The organism is Jezberella montanilacus (assembly GCF_003003055.1).
GTDB classification, from domain to species: Bacteria; Pseudomonadota; Gammaproteobacteria; order Burkholderiales; family Burkholderiaceae_B; genus Zwartia; species Zwartia montanilacus.
Window position 1 is genome coordinate 84,099 of record NZ_PVTV01000013.1, and the last position, 16,757, is coordinate 100,855.

General features: G+C 52.2%; 16 protein-coding genes. 13 read left to right on the top strand and 3 right to left on the bottom strand.

What is annotated here, in order from left to right; all coding sequences use genetic code 11:
• The first annotated feature begins 65 nt into the window (after positions 1–65).
• Genes BCM14_RS08095 through BCM14_RS08125 form a run of 7 tightly spaced genes read left to right on the top strand, consistent with a single transcriptional unit; the run spans position 66 to position 7,708 of the window.
• Positions 66–1,730 carry an ABC transporter substrate-binding protein gene (locus BCM14_RS08095; protein WP_106227739.1) on the top strand — a complete coding sequence of 555 codons (1,665 nt, stop codon included), beginning with the start codon at positions 66–68 and terminating at the stop codon, positions 1,728–1,730.
• The gene (locus BCM14_RS08100) at positions 1,727–2,719 is read left to right on the top strand and encodes an ABC transporter ATP-binding protein (RefSeq protein WP_106227514.1); all 993 of its coding nucleotides are present in this window, start codon (positions 1,727–1,729) and stop codon (positions 2,717–2,719) included. The genes BCM14_RS08095 and BCM14_RS08100 overlap by 4 nt, the downstream gene beginning before the upstream one ends.
• On the top strand, positions 2,716–3,711 hold the full coding sequence (locus tag BCM14_RS08105; RefSeq protein ID WP_106227515.1) for an ABC transporter ATP-binding protein: 996 nt from the start codon (positions 2,716–2,718) through the stop codon (positions 3,709–3,711). Before BCM14_RS08100 ends, BCM14_RS08105 begins: the two co-directional genes overlap by 4 nt.
• A complete protein-coding gene (locus BCM14_RS08110) occupies positions 3,705–4,640 on the top strand; it encodes an ABC transporter permease (RefSeq protein ID WP_106227516.1) in 936 nt (311 codons plus the stop codon). Before BCM14_RS08105 ends, BCM14_RS08110 begins: the two co-directional genes overlap by 7 nt.
• On the top strand, positions 4,637–5,485 hold the full coding sequence (locus tag BCM14_RS08115; RefSeq protein ID WP_106227517.1) for an ABC transporter permease: 849 nt from the start codon (positions 4,637–4,639) through the stop codon (positions 5,483–5,485). Before BCM14_RS08110 ends, BCM14_RS08115 begins: the two co-directional genes overlap by 4 nt.
• A 22-nt stretch (positions 5,486–5,507) precedes the next feature.
• Positions 5,508–7,052, top strand: coding sequence for a phosphoric/sulfuric ester hydrolase PehA (gene pehA / locus BCM14_RS08120; RefSeq protein WP_106227518.1), 1,545 nt, complete (start codon positions 5,508–5,510; stop codon positions 7,050–7,052).
• Entirely contained in the window at positions 7,049–7,708 is a 660-nt protein-coding gene (locus tag BCM14_RS08125) for an HAD family hydrolase (RefSeq protein WP_106227519.1), read from the top strand. Before pehA ends, BCM14_RS08125 begins: the two co-directional genes overlap by 4 nt.
• Positions 7,709–7,714: 6 nt before the next feature.
• On the opposite strand, the gene BCM14_RS08130 is transcribed toward BCM14_RS08125, so the two are convergent.
• Positions 7,715–8,536 carry a hypothetical protein gene (locus BCM14_RS08130; RefSeq protein ID WP_106227520.1) on the bottom strand — a complete coding sequence of 274 codons (822 nt, stop codon included), beginning with the start codon at positions 8,534–8,536 and terminating at the stop codon, positions 7,715–7,717.
• Positions 8,537–8,789: 253 nt separating this feature from the next.
• Between BCM14_RS08130 and BCM14_RS08135 the strand changes: the two genes are divergently transcribed.
• The 6 genes from BCM14_RS08135 to nthB all read left to right on the top strand — a co-directional run bounded on the left by BCM14_RS08135 (position 8,790) and on the right by nthB (position 11,801).
• Positions 8,790–9,146: a hypothetical protein gene (locus BCM14_RS08135; RefSeq protein WP_146129747.1), complete on the top strand. Its 357-nt coding sequence runs from the start codon at positions 8,790–8,792 to the stop codon at positions 9,144–9,146.
• A 7-nt stretch (positions 9,147–9,153) separates the two neighbouring features.
• A complete protein-coding gene (locus BCM14_RS08140) occupies positions 9,154–9,408 on the top strand; it encodes a hypothetical protein (protein ID WP_106227522.1) in 255 nt (84 codons plus the stop codon).
• A gap of 7 nt (positions 9,409–9,415) precedes the next feature.
• Positions 9,416–9,637 (top strand): hypothetical protein, encoded by a 222-nt coding sequence (locus BCM14_RS15160; protein ID WP_146129748.1) that lies wholly within the window; start codon positions 9,416–9,418, stop codon positions 9,635–9,637.
• A gap of 80 nt (positions 9,638–9,717) precedes the next feature.
• The gene (modA, locus tag BCM14_RS08145; RefSeq protein ID WP_375318474.1) at positions 9,718–10,485 is read left to right on the top strand and encodes a molybdate ABC transporter substrate-binding protein; all 768 of its coding nucleotides are present in this window, start codon (positions 9,718–9,720) and stop codon (positions 10,483–10,485) included.
• A gap of 91 nt (positions 10,486–10,576) precedes the next feature.
• Positions 10,577–11,182 carry a nitrile hydratase subunit alpha gene (locus tag BCM14_RS08150; protein WP_106227523.1) on the top strand — a complete coding sequence of 202 codons (606 nt, stop codon included), beginning with the start codon at positions 10,577–10,579 and terminating at the stop codon, positions 11,180–11,182.
• A 4-nt stretch (positions 11,183–11,186) separates the two neighbouring features.
• A complete protein-coding gene (nthB, locus tag BCM14_RS08155; protein WP_106227524.1) occupies positions 11,187–11,801 on the top strand; it encodes a nitrile hydratase subunit beta in 615 nt (204 codons plus the stop codon).
• Positions 11,802–11,862: 61 nt separating this feature from the next.
• On the opposite strand, the gene ychF is transcribed toward nthB, so the two are convergent.
• Both ychF and BCM14_RS08165 read right to left on the bottom strand, forming a co-directional pair.
• On the bottom strand, positions 11,863–12,954 hold the full coding sequence (gene ychF / locus BCM14_RS08160) for a redox-regulated ATPase YchF (protein WP_106227525.1): 1,092 nt from the start codon (positions 12,952–12,954) through the stop codon (positions 11,863–11,865).
• A 127-nt stretch (positions 12,955–13,081) separates the two neighbouring features.
• Positions 13,082–16,756 carry a molybdopterin cofactor-binding domain-containing protein gene (locus tag BCM14_RS08165; protein ID WP_375318475.1) on the bottom strand — a complete coding sequence of 1,225 codons (3,675 nt, stop codon included), beginning with the start codon at positions 16,754–16,756 and terminating at the stop codon, positions 13,082–13,084.
• Between the last annotated feature and the right edge of the window lies 1 nt (position 16,757).

The following is a 16,757-nucleotide window of genomic DNA, read 5'->3' on the forward strand; positions in this document are numbered from 1 at the left end:
CTAAGCTTCGCTGGCTTTATCAACCGTGTTTAGATTTCTTGCCAGCCTGTCAATGGATGTCCACCATGCACTCTTTCGATTCAAAAACTAAATTTTTACTAGCTGCCGCGCTGAGCTTTGCCCTGAGTCAGTCAGTATTTGGGCAGCAGGCAGACCACCGCCCAGTCCTTAGAGTAGCGGTACAGCAAATTTTGACGAGCGGGGCGCTTGATCCGCTACGTGAGCAGAGTAATGTCGGGACACGCATCCTGCCGATGATATACGCCCCGCTCATTCAGCTCGACACCACCGGCGACCTCTCTGCACAACCCGCGCTGGCCGAATCCTGGAAGCGGATCGATGACAGGACTGTCGAATTCAAACTTCGCAAAGGGGTGAAGTTCAGCAACGGTGATCTCGTTACCGCTGAAGATGTGGCGTTCAGCTTTGGACCAGAGCGCATGTTTGGGGTATCCAAACCACGCGAGCTGAATCAGGACTCCAAAACCATTGCGGTAGATACCGGCAAAAAGAGCATCACGCTTGATCCCAATGGGATGGGCACACCTCCGCCAGAGGTCGTCGCGATCGCGAGAAACTTATGGCCTTCTCTGATCAGCGTCAAAGTCATTGACGCACAGACTGTGCAGCTGATCAATGCAGTGCCCGACGTGACACTCGAGGGTAGAGTTGCCCGTTTAGGTTCAGAGATCATCTCTAAGAAAGCGTATCTGGCCTCTAAGGACTGGAACGCTTGGTCGCAAGCCCCAATTAGTGCAGGACCCTACAAAGTCAAAGACTTTAAGCTTGATCGCCATGTCATTTTGACTGCCAATGATGACTACTGGGGCGGTAAACCACCTGTCAAAGAAATTCAGTACATCGTCGTGCCCGAAGTTTCTTCTCGCATCAATGGATTGTTGTCGGGCGAGTATGACTTTGCAACGGACATCCCACCTGATCAGTTCAAAACAGTTGAAGCTAATCCCAAGTTTGAAATCTCGGGCGGCCCGATTCTTAACCATCGTCTCGTTGTTTTCGATAAAAACACGGGCGCGTTGCAAAACCCGAAAGTTAGGCTGGCTATGGCACATGCTATCGACCGCGACGCCATCGTAGAAACGATTTGGGCCGGACGCACCAGCGTGCCAGCGGGCTTGCAATGGGAATACTACGGAGACATGTTTATCAAAGACTGGCATGTACCCAAGTACGATCCCGTGCTAGCCAAAAAACTCTTGCAAGAGGCTGGCTACAAAGGCGAACCCATCCCCATGCGTACGCTCAATAACTATTACACCAATCAAGTGCAGACCGATCAGATCATGCTTGAAATGTGGCGCGCTGTCGGTTTGAACGTACAAATGACCATGAAAGAAAACTGGCAACAGATCTTTGAGCAAGGTCCTACCCGAGGCGTGCGAAATTGGTCAAATTCATCGCCTTTCAACGATCCAGTTAGTTCTTTGGTTAACCAGCATGGCCCCAATGGTCAGCAGCAGCAAACAAAAGAATGGACGAACGTTGAATTCAACAAACTGTCAGACGTACTTGAAACCTCTGTCAATTTGGCTGAGCGCAAGAAAGTATTTGCTCGCATGCTTGAAATCGCCGAGTACGAAGATCCGGCTTACACCGTCTTGCATCGCAACGCTGTGTTCTATGCGAAGCGCAAAGACATTAGCTGGAAGCCTTCGCAATCTTTCATGATGGATTTTCGGGCGACTAATCTCAAACTTCCCCAGAAATGACATGGACTGATCCGACGGCGCAACCGTTACTCTGTGTTCGAGATTTAAAACTGGGTTTTCAGTATGACGATGGTCTGATCCCGATATTGCACGGGATAGACTTTGAGATCGACAGAGGCCAAGCGCTTGGTATTGTGGGCGAGTCGGGTTGCGGCAAAAGCATAACCTGGCTAGCAGCGCTTGGTTTGGCGGGTTCGCGCGCACGGTCCACTGGATCGATCACGCTTGATGGTAAAGAATTGCTGCACGCCGACGAACGTGTCATGACGACAGTGCGTGGACGTCGAATTGCCATGATTTTTCAGGACCCTTCTTCGTCTTTGAATCCAGCCCATCGAATCGGTTCTCAAATCGGCGAAGCGTTAACGCTTCACCAAGGCTTACGGGGTGAGGCCTTGACCAGAGAAACTGTTCGACTGCTGGACCGAGTTCGAATCCCTCACGCTGCACAACGGGCGAAAGCTTATCCTCATGAGTTGTCGGGTGGTATGAATCAGCGCGTCATGATCGCCATGGCGCTCGCTGGCAAACCTGATTTGCTTGTAGCTGACGAGCCGACTACTGCCCTGGATGCCACAGTCCAAGCGCAAATACTTGAGTTGCTTAATGAGCTCAGACGCGAAACCGGGATGGCGCTGGTGATGATCTCTCACGATCTGGGCGTGATCGCGCAAGTAACGGAGCGCGTGATGGTCATGTATGCAGGGCTCATTGTAGAGTCGACTGAGACCGCAAACCTTTTTAGCAATGCCAGTCATCCCTATACCCGCGGCCTGTTATCTGCGCTGCCCGACATGGGTGAAACAAAACATCGGTTGACGACGATTGGCGGCACTGTGCCGGAAGCTGGCCGGCTGCCAAGCGGATGCAGCTTCCATCCTCGTTGCCAATACAAAGTTGAGCGATGTTCGATCGAAAGGCCTCTGCTAACCATGACAACGAGCCGCCACGCAGTCGCCTGCCATCGAAGCGGAGAGGTGGTGACATGACTTCGTTATTGCGCGTCAACCAGCTTTGTAAAGCATATCTGATCAACAAGTCATCAGGATGGTTTGGTCACAAGCAGACTTTGCATGCGGTTGACGGTGTCAGTTTTGAATTATCGGCGGGCGAGACGCTCGGCCTCGTGGGTGAATCGGGCTGCGGCAAGTCGACTACAGCCAATTTAGTGCTGGGACTACTCGCGCCCAGTTCGGGTGAGGTAGTTTTTGACGATCAACCTGTCCATGCACAAAAAAACGCAACGTGGCGCGCAGCTCGCAAGCAAATGCAAATGGTCTATCAGGATCCTTTGGGTGCACTTGATCGCCGCCTGCGGGTTATCGATCAAGTCATCGAGCCACTTGACATCCAAAATATTCTGGATCGCGCCAGCCGTCGCGAGGCTGCGCTAGCGATCATGACCGCAGTCGGATTAAGTCAAAATTTATTTGAGCGCTACCCGCATGAGTTATCAGGAGGCCAAAGGCAAAGAGTGGTGCTCGCGCGCGCACTCATTCTTAAGCCCAAACTAATCGTTTGTGATGAGCCTATCTCTGCGCTTGATGTATCGATCCAGGCGCAAGTCATCAATCTTTTGCAAGATATTCAAAAACAGATGAACCTTGCCATGCTGTTTATCAGCCATGATCTCAAGGTAGTCAATCACATCTGCGATCGGGTCGCAGTGATGTATCTGGGCAAAATTGTTGAGCAAGGGCCTGTTACTAAGGTCTTTACACGTCCTGCACATCCTTACACCCAGGCTCTCTTGTCTGCTGTTGCCTCACCCTTTAAACCTGACGCGACTGACAGGATCATCCTGGAAGGTGAGCCGCCGAATCCTGTCAATCGTCCCTCTGGCTGCGCGTTCCATCCTCGCTGCTCGAAGGCCAGTGAAATTTGCAAACAAGCGTCGCCCCGTCTGGGTCAGATCACTGATGCTCATCAGGTGAGTTGTCATCTCTATCCGCTAACAACAGTGGAAGCATCGCCATGCTGAGCTATCTGAGGGCGCGTCTTCTTCGCTCGCTGTTGACACTATTTTTGGTGATCAGTTTTACTTTTATCATTCTTAGATTGACCGGCGACCCCGCAATGATGATCTTGTCCCCCGACGCACCACCCGAAGCGATTGCGGCGTTTAGAGCAACGTGGGGTTTGGACACGCCATTGTGGCAACAGTTTCTGGGATATCTATGGAACATCGCTCAGGGCAATTTTGGGGTGTCAATGCGTAACGGGAACTCCGCGATGGGGCTTGTCCTCGAGGCGGTGCCCGCGACACTGGCCATTACCATCCCCGCGTTCCTTCTCAAGATTTTGCTTGGGATTCCGGCTGGTGTTTTAGCCGCTTTGTATCGAAACAGCTGGATTGATCGTCTATTGATGAGTTTGGCGGTAGCGGGGCATACCTTACCCAGCTTCGTCTTGGGGCTCTTGCTGGTTTTAATGTTTGCGGTGCGGCTCGGATGGCTACCGAGTGGAGGCTTTAATTCACCATGGCACGCACTCTTACCGATCGTGACATTAACGATCAGCGGGGCCGCCGTGTTGGCGCGTTACACCCGCTCGTCCATGCTTGAGGTGTTGGGACAACCCTATGTGAGGGCAGCGATCGCAAAAGGACTTACCTATCGCCAAGTGATTTTGCGCCATGCCTTACCCAATGCCGGTATGCCCATCGTGACAATCGCTGGCCTGATGATGGGCGGCCTAATCGCTGGCGCCGTGGTCGTTGAAAACGTTTTCTCCTGGCCTGGTGTTGGCCGTTTGATGGTGTCTGCAGTGGGTAACCGAGACCTGGCAGTCGTTCAGGCAGCTTTACTGCTAATCACGGTGGCGATGATATCGGCCAATCTGCTGGTCGATGCGGCCTACGGCCTGATCGATCCCAGAGTGCGCAGCGGGTCAAGTGGGCGCAAATCATGATCAACCAATGCCTGAAAGAGTGGAGGCGTTACCCCTGGCTAGTGAGAGTCGGTATCGTCTGGATATTGATGATCTTAGTCGTGGCTATCCTTGCAGATTCGTTGGCTCCTTATACTTTCACGTCGCTTGACCTGAAAGCGCGACTTTCGCCACCCGCGTGGATATCTGGCAATCTGAAGCACCTACTGGGTACCGATGAGTTAGGTCGCGATGTTCTTTCGCGGCTGATCGTATCAATCCGTGTGAGCTTACTGATCGCCGCTGCGAGCACGGTGATCTCTGCGGTCATTGGTGTTTCGTTAGGATTACTTTCAGCACACTTTCGCGGTTGGGTAGAACAAGGAATTTTGATCTTGGTGGATTTTCAAGCCTCCATTCCTTTCATGATTATTGCGCTTGCCGTCTTGGCTTTCTTTGGTAATTCACTGCCCTTGTTCATCGGCCTGATGGGGTTTTACGGCTGGGAGCGCATGGCCAGAATTACCCGGGGACTAACGCTCGCAGCTAACGAGCAAGGTTACGCCAGTGCGGTTTATGCTCTGGGTGCCGCGCCGATGCGCGTATACCTGAGACATATCCTGCCGAACATCGCCAGCAGCATCATCGTCAGCATGACGTTGACTTTCCCAGAGGTCATTCTGCTCGAATCCGGCTTGTCGTTTTTGGGTCTTGGCGTGCAACCACCGATGACCAGTCTGGGCAACATGGTTGGCTATGGTCGTGAATACGTGCAATCTGCGCCGTGGGTCTTACTCGCGCCAAGCTCTATTATTGTTTTCACTACTTTCTCGATCAGTATCGTTGGCGACTGGCTCAGGGATCGTCTGGATCCAACGTTAAGATAACCTCTCTTTAAGGTAAGACAGCATGAACGCATCCAAGAAAAATGTTTTGATGATTGTGGTCGATCAATGGCGTGGCGATACGTTGGCGAAACTCGGCCACCCTGTGATCAAGACACCGAACATTGATGCACTGTCGGCTGAAGGTGTCACCTTTGCTAAGCACTACACGCAGGCCGTACCGTGCGGCCCTGGTCGAGCTTCTTTATTGACAGGTCTGTACATGATGACGCATCGAGCGGTGCAAAACACCATCCCGCTCGACGCCCGTCACACCAATCTAGCACTGGAAGTACGCAAAGCGGGCTACGAGCCGGCCTTGGTCGGTTACACGACCACGACCCCTGATCCGCGTGAAACCGCCGCACAAGATCCGCGCTTTACCGTGCTGGGGGCTGATATGGAAGGCTGGCGTCCGGTTGGCTCCTGGGGCTTAAAAAACGAAGCTTATTTTGCCTGGGTTGCTGCCAACGGCTTTAACGTGCCAGCCAATCCTTATGAGATTTGGGCACCTATGGGTGCGACCGAAGATGATATTGGTGCCACCAACAAACCCAGTGTTGTCCCCGCAGAACTTTCAGACACGAATTGGTTCACCGAAAGAGCCCTTGAGTTTTTACAAGGTACACAGCATAAGCCCTGGTTCTTGCATCTTGGTTATTACCGTCCGCATCCGCCGTTTACCGCGTGTGCGCCCTATCACGCCATGTACAACCCTGACGATTGTCCGTCACCTGTGCGCGCTGAATCGCCGGCGGTTGAGGCTGGGCAACACCCGCTGCTCGATTTTTATATTCAAGCGGGCGAGCGCAAAAAGTTTTTTGAAAATGGTCAAGGCAAATCCGCAGATATGGCTGAGGCTGAAGTGCGCCAGATGCGCGCCAGCTATTACGGCATGATGAGCCATGTCGATGATCAACTGGGCCGTGTGTTTGAATTTCTCAAGAAAACAGGCCAATGGGAAGACACCCTGATCGTCTTTACGAGTGATCACGGTGAGCAACTGGGCGACCATCATCTGCTGGGCAAGATTGGCTATTTTGATCAGAGTTTTCACATTCCGATGATCGTGCGCGATCCGCGCCCGGTAGCAGACGCAACGCGTGGCAGCCTTGTCAATTCCTTTACTGAGACGATCGATACGATGCCAACGATCCTGGACTGGTTGGGACTTGACACACCCAGAGCCTGTGACGGTCAATCACTGATGCCCTTTGTTGAAACTGGCAGTGCGCCGGCGGACTGGCGGACCGAGGTTCATTATGAGTTTGATTTCAGGAACATTTTTTATTCAAAGCCTGAGGAATTTCTTGGGATTGGCATGGACGAGTCTTCATTATCTGTGATTCAGAACGAAGACTATAAGTACGTACATTTTGCCGCCCTACCACCGCTATTCTTTGACCTCAAGAAAGACCCAGGCCAATTTAATAACGTTGTTAATGATCCCGCATATACCTTGCAGGTGCTGAAAATGGCACAAAAGATGATTAACTGGAAAATGATCCACGCAGACCGTACACTAACAGGATACGCAGCCTCACCAGAAGGGCTTACCTCGAGACTATGAGTCAAGCAAAAACAATACTGGGCGAATATCAGTCCCTGATCTTCGACTTGGATGGCACCTTGATGCACACTGAGCCCGACATCCGTAAAGCCATCAATGGCGCCTTGCGCGATTGCGGCTATCGTGAACTGCCCGTTGATCTGGTTTTACCGAATCTCTACAGCACGCTGACGGACATCATTGCGGAGGCGACAGCATTGATCGACGTGCCGCCCTCAGCGATACCGGCTTTGCACGACGCTTACCGTATCCACTACGTTGAGCAGGCGCATGGCGATTCAGTGCTGTATCCCGGTGTACTGGATTTCTTACAGGCCAGCGCCGCACGTGGCTGCGTCATGGCAGTCTGTACCAACAAGAACGAAGCTTTTGCGCATCAGGCGCTTGAGCGAACAGGTGTTCACGATTTCTTTGTTTGTGTGACAGGTGGCAACACCACAGCGTATTCAAAGCCCCACCCAATGCCACTCGAGCACACGCTGGCACAAATGGGCACTCGAGCCAATGAATCGATTATGCTCGGTGATACGCACGTCGATGCGGCCACAGCACAGAATGCGGGTGTGGCTTTCGCCCTGCATAAAAACGGTTACGGCGGGATAAGATTAGACGGATATCCGACACGAGCAAGTTTCAATAGCTACACAGAGCTTTGAACTAGTTTAGAAATCAATCGGCACTGAAAAGATAGCTTTGACTGTCCATGAGTCAGTGGATGAGTTCAAGCCACGCCCAATACCAAACTGAAACGGTACGGGCCCTGCGTCAACGTAGGCGACTGCAAAGAGCGTCTGGCCCGTCGTCTGCAAGTTGACAGGGTAGTTCAGCGACCCCAGGTTTGAATAGTATTCAACGCCCAGCGAAAACCCTTCCGTGATCTCGCGCGAAACGCGACTGGCGAGATTGAACATTGGATTCTGGTTCGTGTAAGGCTGACTAAACGAAAAATCAAAAATCGGATTGACCACGACTAGCCATTCGTCAAAGTGCTTACCGATAATGAATCTCGCCTCGCCCGAATATTGTGACTGCTCGTATTGATACAGTGTGTTCGACAACTCAAAATTAACGCCCGCGAAGAAGCCATCCCCTTTCTTCTCTTGGATCGGCAGCCATTTGAGTCGGCCTTTAAAGCCAGCGTAATTCCATTGCGTGCCAACCATTACACTATTGACGTATAACCCCAACTCTAAATCATGCCCGAGCCCGTAGGCAAACTCAGGCGTGATACGCGTATTACCGTGATTCATCACCTCACCCGGGTAACTTTGTGAGGTCAGGCCTGAAGGTGTCGAATTAACATGCAATTCAAGGCTGTACTCGCCTTTAGCGTTGATCTCGTCGTCGTAGACCTGAATCTCGTCTTGCAGAACAGCATAGCTCGTGCTCAGCCACAAGGCCAAAAAAACCGTTGTAAGGCCTTGGAAAAATGACTGGAGCGAGACACTGATGGTCTTTTGATTTGCTTGATAGGGGCGCTGCATGAGTAGATGCTTTGAGCAAATTAAGGGATAACCCTAGTTATAACCGATTAACCCACTGCCAAATTGTCATACAGGGTTCAGGTCAGATTTAAGTTTGCGTGTCGCGAGTGGCAGGCGCGCGTCCAAATAGTTACTTTTGCTTACCAAATAGTGTCCCGAAAGCAACTAAATTGCCATGTTTACGTATTGTGCGGGCTGGTACCAACCTCTATCATTTGACGCCATTGAAACAATACAGTCCATACAGAAAGAAATGATGGAAAAAAGAGTGACCACCCTCGAAGTTCGCATGGATCAAACAGCTCAATCGATTGATCGGCTCGATCGATCAATTACCGATTTACGCGTCGATATGGATAAAAGATTTATTCACGCTGAAGAAAAAATAGATAAACGATTTATTCATTTTGAAGAAAAAATAGACAAAAGGTTCATACATTTTGAAGAAAGGATAGACAAGCGGTTTATTCATTTTGAAGAAAAAATAGATAAGAAATTTGCGCGAATCGAAGACATCATTGATCGCAAGTTTTCGTGGTCAATCGGCATACAAATTACCACCCTGCTCGCCATGATGGCGTTTATGGGCAAGATGGCGCAGTTCTATTAAGCACGCCATGGAGAAAAGAGTCACCACCCTAGAAGTTCGTATGGATCAAACAGCTCAATCGATTGATCGTCTGGATCGATCAATTACTGATTTACGCGTAGATATGGATAAAAAATTTATCCATGCCGAAGAGAAAATAGACAGAAAATTTGCGCGAATCGAAGACATCATCGATCGCAAGTTCTCGTGGTCAATCGGCATACAAATTACCACCCTGCTCGCCATGATGGCGTTTATGGGCAAGATGGCGCAGTTCTATTAAGCACGCCATGGACAAAAGAGTCACCACCCTTGAGGTTCGTATGGATCAAACAGCAAAATCCATCGATCGTCTGGATCGATCCATTACTGATCTACGTATCGACATGGATAAAAAGTTTATTCACGTCGAAGACATCATCGATCGAAAATTTTGCTGGACGATCGGCATACAAATTACCACCCTGCTCGCCATGATGGCGTTTATGGGCAAGATGGCGCAGATTTACTAGGCGTTAGGTGCCTTCAGTTAATATTTACTTCAAGTCTGACGCCCGTCAACCAACGGCGTCAATATCTGAGGGATCTTAACGTGCGCAGCGCTGTCCTTAAACGATTCGGAGCCTTACTCATCACATCACTTGGTCTGTGTGACTGCTCCCGTGCGCAAACAGCTGATTTAATTGTTTCGGCCGCAGCCAGTCTCACTAATGCTTTCACCGCATTGAGCCAATCCTTTGAAACGACTCATCCTGGCACAAAAGTCATCATGAATTTTGGTGCTTCCGATTCACTCATGATGCAGATCATCAATGGCGCGCCAGCGGATGTTTTTGCCTCCGCCGACCAAGTAGCGATGGACAAGGCGGTCACATTAAAAGGGGTGAACAGGGATAGCCGCCAGGATTTTGCTTCGAATCAAGTCGTTGTCATCGTGCCCGCGGAGAGCAAACTACGCTTGGCCGACCTCAAAGCGCTTGCTAGTCCAAACATTAAAAGGGTGACCTACGGCAATCCTGCCTCGGTTCCCATTGGACGTTATGCGCAGGCTGCCCTAGAAGCTGTAGGTCAATGGGATGTTGTGGCCGCAAAGGCGGTTCTCGCCCAGAATGTTCGGCAAAGCCTCGATTACGTTGTGCGCGGCGAGGTGGATGCGGGCTTTGTCTTCGCGACCGATGCCGCACTCGTTGGCGATAAGGTTCGCGTCGCCTATCGAGTTTCCTCCGCTATGCCCGTGACCTATCCGATCGCGGTCACTTCTACGACCAGACAGCCCAGGGCTGCGCACGAGTTTGTTGACTATGTTCTGTCTGCTCCAGGTCAAACGATTCTTGCCAAGTATGGATTTCTCAAACCCTGAGCGCTACATTTAGGTTCAACTCAGGCCGTGAATTCGGATACTATCGAAGTGATTAATTGAATACCAAAGTGAATACAAAAGGAGACGAGTGATGAGTCAAAATCACCCTATTGCAACTGAGCAGGCATCGGTAATAAAAAGAATCGAAGCAATCGAGTCTGTGATGAACGCTCAGGGCATGGAACCGGCCGCCGCTATTGAAAAAGCGCGGCACACAGCCGATGAGGCGTGGGTACCAGCAAATGGTGCACGAATGGTCGCTAAGGCGTGGACAGATTCTGCTTACCGCACACGTTTGCTTGCAGATGGCAAAGCGGCGGCAGCCGAGTTAGGTTTTGAAATGCCACCGCATCACCGTTATCTCGTCGCGCTCGAAAACACGCCTAACCTGCACAATGTCATCGTCTGTACCCTTTGCTCTTGCACGGCGTTCACAATTATCGGGCTACCGCCTGACTGGTACAAGGATCTCGAATACCGGGCGCGTGCGGTTCGAGAGTCTCGAACGGTCTTGAAAGAGATGGGGCTTGAACTACCCGCGACAACTGAAATCAAGGTTTGGGACACAACGACCGACACTCGATATATGGTCATCCCGCAACAACCAGCCGAAACCATAGGATGGCCTGAAGACAAACTGGCAGGCATTGTTACGAAAGAGTCCATGATTGGCGTTGAACGCCTGATGGGGAGCTGAACTGATGGATGGCATACATGATTTAGGTGGCCGGCAGGGCTTTGGTACCGTCCAGTATGGTCGAGACGCAGCGGTTTTTCATGAAGAGTGGGAAAGAAAAGCCAACGCCCTATACGGATTGGCGGTTCGTCATGGGGTGTTCAATATGGACGAATACCGTCACGCAATCGAACGGATGTCGCCCCGCCATTACATGTCAGCAAGTTATTACGAACGCACACTGACAAGTTTGGCAACTCTACTCGTCGAAAAAGGTTTAGTGACGCGAGAAGAACTCGAACACCTTGCAGGCGGCGCTTTCCCGCTTTCTGGGCCCAGCACACCAGGTCGCAGTAATGCGGCTGATCGTCATCAGTTCAAGAAAGGTGATAGGGTTCGCGTGCGAAACGATTTCTTTGGTGGACACATCCGTCTGCCCGCGTATATCCGCGGCAAGCAAGGTGTTGTGGTTCATGAGACGCCAGCCTATCCATTCCCCGATGCGCATGCGCACGGCGTTCACGCTGCTGATGAGCCCACTTTTGATGTCGCCTTTCGCACTGAGGATCTGTGGCCAAACGCATCAGACTCAGCCATCGTACATGTGGGCGTATTTCAAAGCTACTTGCTACCGGCTTAGCTCCCACGACAGACGAAGCCCAACACCTGTTTGAAACTTAACTTCAAGCAGGTGTTGAGTGTTAGACGTTAAACAAGAAGTTCATCACATCGCCGTCTTGGACGATGTATTCTTTGCCTTCAGCACGCATTTTTCCGGCTTCTTTGGCGCCTTGCTCACCTTTGAAGGCAACAAAGTCCTCATAGGCAATCGTCTGGGCACGGATAAAACCGCGCTCGAAATCTGTATGGATAACACCCGCAGCCTGGGGGCCCGTAGCACCGATCGGAACTGTCCAGGCACGCACCTCTTTCACGCCCGCAGTGAAATATGTCTGCAAACCAAGCAACTTAAACGCGCCCTGGATTAAGCGGTTTAGGCCAGGCTCGGTCATGCCCATATCAGCTAAGAAAACCCCCTTGTCTTCGTCAGGCAGATCTGCGATCTCGGCTTCGATGGCCGCGCAGATAGCGACGACCGGTGCATTGCGCTCAGCCGCGTAGGCGGTTAATTTATCGAGCAAGGGATTATCGATAAAGCCGCTATCGCTCACATTACCCACGTACATAGCTGGTTTGGCAGTGATAAAACATAAGGGTGCCAACAAGGCTAAGTCATCAGCATCCATACCGAGAGCACGTATGGGTTTGGCCAAGTCCAACTGGGTGATACATTTTTCGATCAAACCAACCATTCGCTGGGCGTCTTTATCACCAGACCTCGCCGTCTTTTGAAAACGATGCAAGGCTTTTTCGGCTGTTTGCATGTCAGCGAGCGCGAGTTCGGTCTCGATGACTTCAATATCTGAGATCGGATCGACACGACCAGCAACGTGAATGACATTGTCGTCTTCAAAGCAGCGCACCACGTTCACAATGGCATTGGTCTCGCGGATATGGGAAAGAAACTGATTGCCCAACCCCTCACCCTGACTGGCCCCTGCAACGAGACCTGCAATATCGACAAACTCGACGGTGGCATGAAGAATGCGCTCGGGATTGACGATTTCTGCTAGCTTATGCAACCGAGCATCGGGCACCTCGACCACGCCCACATTGGGTTCAATGGTGCAGAAAGGGTAGTTTTCAGCCGCGATACCCGCTTTGGTCAGCGCGTTAAATAAGGTTGATTTACCGACGTTGGGCAAACCAACGATGCCGCATTGCAGAGCCATGAGAATCCCGAATATTTTTTAAATGAATAACTGAACAATGACGCCAAAATTGATTTTGGCCATAGATAACCGAAGAGTTTAACCGCTATGGCCGACCATCCCCAAGACTGACGTTGTCAGGGGTTAATCAAGGGAGTGCGGCAGCTTTGCGCAAAGCATCAATCTGCCCCTCGAGATTGCCCCACGCAGCCTTATCTGGCGCATATCTGGCGCGCATATAACGGACAAGCTCAGCAATCTCCTGTGTCCGAAGGTACTCGCCAAACGCGGGCATAAAACCAATATCTTTTGAGGCAGGATCGCGCACACCCTCAAGAATCACCCGAATCACATTATCCGGCCTGTCACTATGTAAGTTCGTATTGAGTGCTAAGGGCACATTCATACCAAGCAGCTTGGGCCCCTGGCCATCATGGTGACAGGCACCGCAGGCCATCATGAACATCCGTTGAGCAGAGCCGGTCAGCGCAGGTGCGCTCTCCGCTGCTTGTGCAACAACAGCCTTCGCAAGCGCGGGGGTAGCCTGTTGAGCCTGAGTGTCTGACTGGTAGGACGCTAAATAATGTGACATGGCCCGTAAATCCTCTTGTGGCACCGTACTCAATTGCTGCACAACTGTCGACATGGGGCCTGAAGCACTGCCATGGTTCGGGCTAAAACCAGACTGCAGGTAAGTGAAAAAGTCTTGCTCTGTCCAGGGTACGGGCGCTCTGGACAGTGCAGTGAGTGCAGGGGCTTCCCATCCTTTTACCAGTGCCCCAGACAAAAAGGATTGACCGACTTGCTCAGCACCAAGCGCATTACGAGGGGTATGACAGGCGGTGCAATGCCCAGGGCCATTGACCAGATACTCGCCCCGCAACCATTGCGCAGAAAGCTGCGGCTGCTCGGTCGCTAGCGGCTGAGGGTTGAGAAACGCTACGTTCCACAGCGCCATTAAGGGACGCAGACTAAAGGGGAAAGAAAGCTGAGCTTCCTGAACAACATTTTTCACAGGCTCCTGCGTCATTAGGTAGGCATAGAGCGCGGTGATGTCATCGCTTGTCATCCTGGAAAACGAGGTGTACGGAAATGCAGGATACAAGTGCTGACCATCTCTGGATATACCTTGGCGCATCGCACGTTCAAACGCAGCAAGCGACCAATTACCAATACCCGTTTGAGCGTCGGGAGTAAGGTTAGATCCATAAACGACTCCAAAAGGAGTCTGCATCGCCAGGCCACCTGCGAAAGGTTTACCACCCAGAGTCGTGTGACAGGACACACAGTTACCCAAATCTGCCAGCACCTTGCCCCGCGCGATGGTGTCGTCAGAATAGGTTGCGAGAGCGGGACGCGCAACCGGAGCGATTACTGAGCGCCAACCGAGCATTGCAGCGCCCGCCGTCAACATCCCCATCGCCAACAGACCAGCCCTCACCCAGACCTTGCGTCGACGAGGCCAGGCGGCATCGGAAGGCAGCTGGGCAGCTGGGGTCGCTGAAGCTTGGGTCGAACTGGTTTTGAAAGTGTCATCGGGCAAAGGATTTAACGCGGCGCGAATGATCTCTGCCGTAAATGGGGGCTGCCTGAACCGCACACCCGTCGCATCAAAAATCGCATTCGCAATCGCAGCCGTTCCCGGCACAGACGCCGACTCACCTGCCCCAAGCGCAGGTTCGTTTTGCCTGGGCATCTGCATCACTTCAATCACAGGCACTTCGCGGAAAGACAAGATCGGGTAGCTGCCAAAGTCACGTGACTGGATCGCATGCGTCTTAGCATCTGTGCGCACAGATTCATGCAAGGCGCGGCTGGTTGTCTGCACGACGTTGCCATGCACTTGTTGCTCAACCCCTTTGGGATTGATCGTCATCCCGGCATCGTGTCCTACCACCACGCGCTTGACATGCACTTCACCCGTTTTACGGTTGACATCGACATCCGCCACCCAGGCCGACCAGGCAGCACCAAAGCCTGGCCACTTGCTATGGATATAACGCGCATAGGCCAGACCCTGACCACTCAGGATGTCTCCCTGCGCCTGTTGCTGTTGTGGCGAAGCGTGCGCCTGCCAACTAGCTTTGTCAGCGGTCGCCTGCAATAACTCTCTGGCACGGGGATCATCGAGATAACGTAGTCTGAACTCGAGCGGATCCACCCCTGCAGCAGTTGCCAGTTCATCAATATAGGACTCATGCGCAAAAGAGTTGGGCAGCGCTGAGACGCCGCGCAACCATGAGGCACGCAAGATCGCAGGCATGTCATTGACAGTGACACGCAAATTGTCGATGCTGTATGGCGGACGGGCAGTTCTGTCACCCATCTCATAGGTCACAGCTTGTGGCTCAATCGTTCTGGTGAGCAACAAGGCCAGCGTCGGCGCACCATTCGACGGATACGAAGTCGAAAAATCGTAAGCAGCGATCGCTCCGTCAGGAGTCAGACCACCCCGCACATCCATTAATTGCGCAGCGCCTTTCGGCTCCCACAGATTTTCTTGCTCACGCGTGAGCTGCACGCGCACCGAAGCACCCACTGCACGCGACAACAGCAAAGCATCGGCTGCGACATCATCGGCGCCATTTCGTCCATAACACCCCGCAGCTTCCATGCGTACAATTTCAATTTCATAGTCTGCCAGGCCCGAGAGACGCGCAAGGTCTGCGCGCAGGACATGGGGGTTTTGTGTCCCCGCCCAGACTGTCAAACGATAAGGATGCTCGGCAGTCACACGATCACCGTGCCAGGCAGCCACCGCACAGGAAGGCCCCATCGAGGCGTGCATCTGGTAGGGCCAGATGTATGTGCGGGCCATCTGTTGATCCGCTTGGCTCAACGCCTGATCGACATCGCCTTCTTCGACCAGACGTCTGGGTGTAACAGGATTATTACGCAGCGCATTTTCTAAATTTGAGACATCGGGCAAACCTGGCCAGGATTTCCATTCAACGCTCAAGGCAGCGGCAGCAAGCTCGGCCTGCTCTTCGCGCTCGGCTACCACACCGATAAAATCACGAATCACCACGACGGCACGTATCCCGGGGATATGCGCAATAGAGGACTCATCGACAGACTCTAGAAGATTGCCAATAAACTCGCCGTGATCAACCCCTGCGTAGGGAGGCCGGATCACACGACCATGCAACATTCCAGGCAGGCGCATGTCGTGAACGAAAGTCAGTTCTCCAGTGGCCTTGCCAGGGATATCCACACGCGGCAAGGACTGCCCGACTACTGTGTAATGTTCGGAAGACTTGACCTGCGCCGCCAGATCAAGCGTCAATCGGACCTGTTGCTGCCCGATTAACTGTGCATAAGATACTGAAGCGCCTGACAACCCCTCACGTAAAGAAACGACGCCTGCACGCACTGTTAACTGTTCTATCTCTTTTGTATCGAAGTGCTGAGCGGCGAGCGTGAGCAAATACACCCGCGCCTGGGCCGCAGCGCGCCTGAGCGGTTCGCTATGTAACTGGATCGAAGCACTTGCAATCGTCGGCCCCTGGTTAGGAGTAAGACCCGTATCACCCAGCACGACTTCTACGCTGGAGATGTCTACAGCGAGTTCTTCGGCGACGATTTGACCTAAGGCGGTACGAAGACCGGTACCCAGATCGACGTGACCATTTAACGCGACTACGCGGCCATCATTCCAGACCGACAACAACACCTCAACGCCCTCGGCCGGGTTCGCCGCCACCATTGCAGGCTGCCCTTTAACAGGAGCGGGAGCAGGCAGAGGCTCACGCACAACTAACAGCACTCCTGCAGACTCTAAAAAGTCTTTACGGGTTCTTAGTTGGCGCGGCATCGTCGTCATC

Excerpts from the sequence above, each read along its gene's own strand:
- BCM14_RS08115 (WP_106227517.1), top strand. The coding sequence starts at position 4,637 with ATGATCAACCAATGCCTGAAAGAGTGGAGGCGTTACCCCTGGCTAGTG.
- BCM14_RS08130 (WP_106227520.1), bottom strand. The coding sequence starts at position 8,536 with ATGCAGCGCCCCTATCAAGCAAATCAAAAGACCATCAGTGTCTCGCTC.
- BCM14_RS08150 (WP_106227523.1), top strand. The coding sequence starts at position 10,577 with ATGAGTCAAAATCACCCTATTGCAACTGAGCAGGCATCGGTAATAAAA.
- BCM14_RS08165 (WP_375318475.1), bottom strand. The coding sequence starts at position 16,756 with ATGACGACGATGCCGCGCCAACTAAGAACCCGTAAAGACTTTTTAGAG.
- BCM14_RS15160 (WP_146129748.1), top strand. The coding sequence starts at position 9,416 with ATGGACAAAAGAGTCACCACCCTTGAGGTTCGTATGGATCAAACAGCA.
- BCM14_RS08135 (WP_146129747.1), top strand. The coding sequence starts at position 8,790 with ATGATGGAAAAAAGAGTGACCACCCTCGAAGTTCGCATGGATCAAACA.
- nthB (WP_106227524.1), top strand. The coding sequence starts at position 11,187 with ATGGATGGCATACATGATTTAGGTGGCCGGCAGGGCTTTGGTACCGTC.
- BCM14_RS08100 (WP_106227514.1), top strand. The coding sequence starts at position 1,727 with ATGACATGGACTGATCCGACGGCGCAACCGTTACTCTGTGTTCGAGAT.
- BCM14_RS08140 (WP_106227522.1), top strand. The coding sequence starts at position 9,154 with ATGGAGAAAAGAGTCACCACCCTAGAAGTTCGTATGGATCAAACAGCT.
- pehA (WP_106227518.1), top strand. The coding sequence starts at position 5,508 with ATGAACGCATCCAAGAAAAATGTTTTGATGATTGTGGTCGATCAATGG.
- BCM14_RS08095 (WP_106227739.1), top strand. The coding sequence starts at position 66 with ATGCACTCTTTCGATTCAAAAACTAAATTTTTACTAGCTGCCGCGCTG.
- BCM14_RS08110 (WP_106227516.1), top strand. The coding sequence starts at position 3,705 with ATGCTGAGCTATCTGAGGGCGCGTCTTCTTCGCTCGCTGTTGACACTA.
- BCM14_RS08105 (WP_106227515.1), top strand. The coding sequence starts at position 2,716 with ATGACTTCGTTATTGCGCGTCAACCAGCTTTGTAAAGCATATCTGATC.
- BCM14_RS08125 (WP_106227519.1), top strand. The coding sequence starts at position 7,049 with ATGAGTCAAGCAAAAACAATACTGGGCGAATATCAGTCCCTGATCTTC.
- ychF (WP_106227525.1), bottom strand. The coding sequence starts at position 12,954 with ATGGCTCTGCAATGCGGCATCGTTGGTTTGCCCAACGTCGGTAAATCA.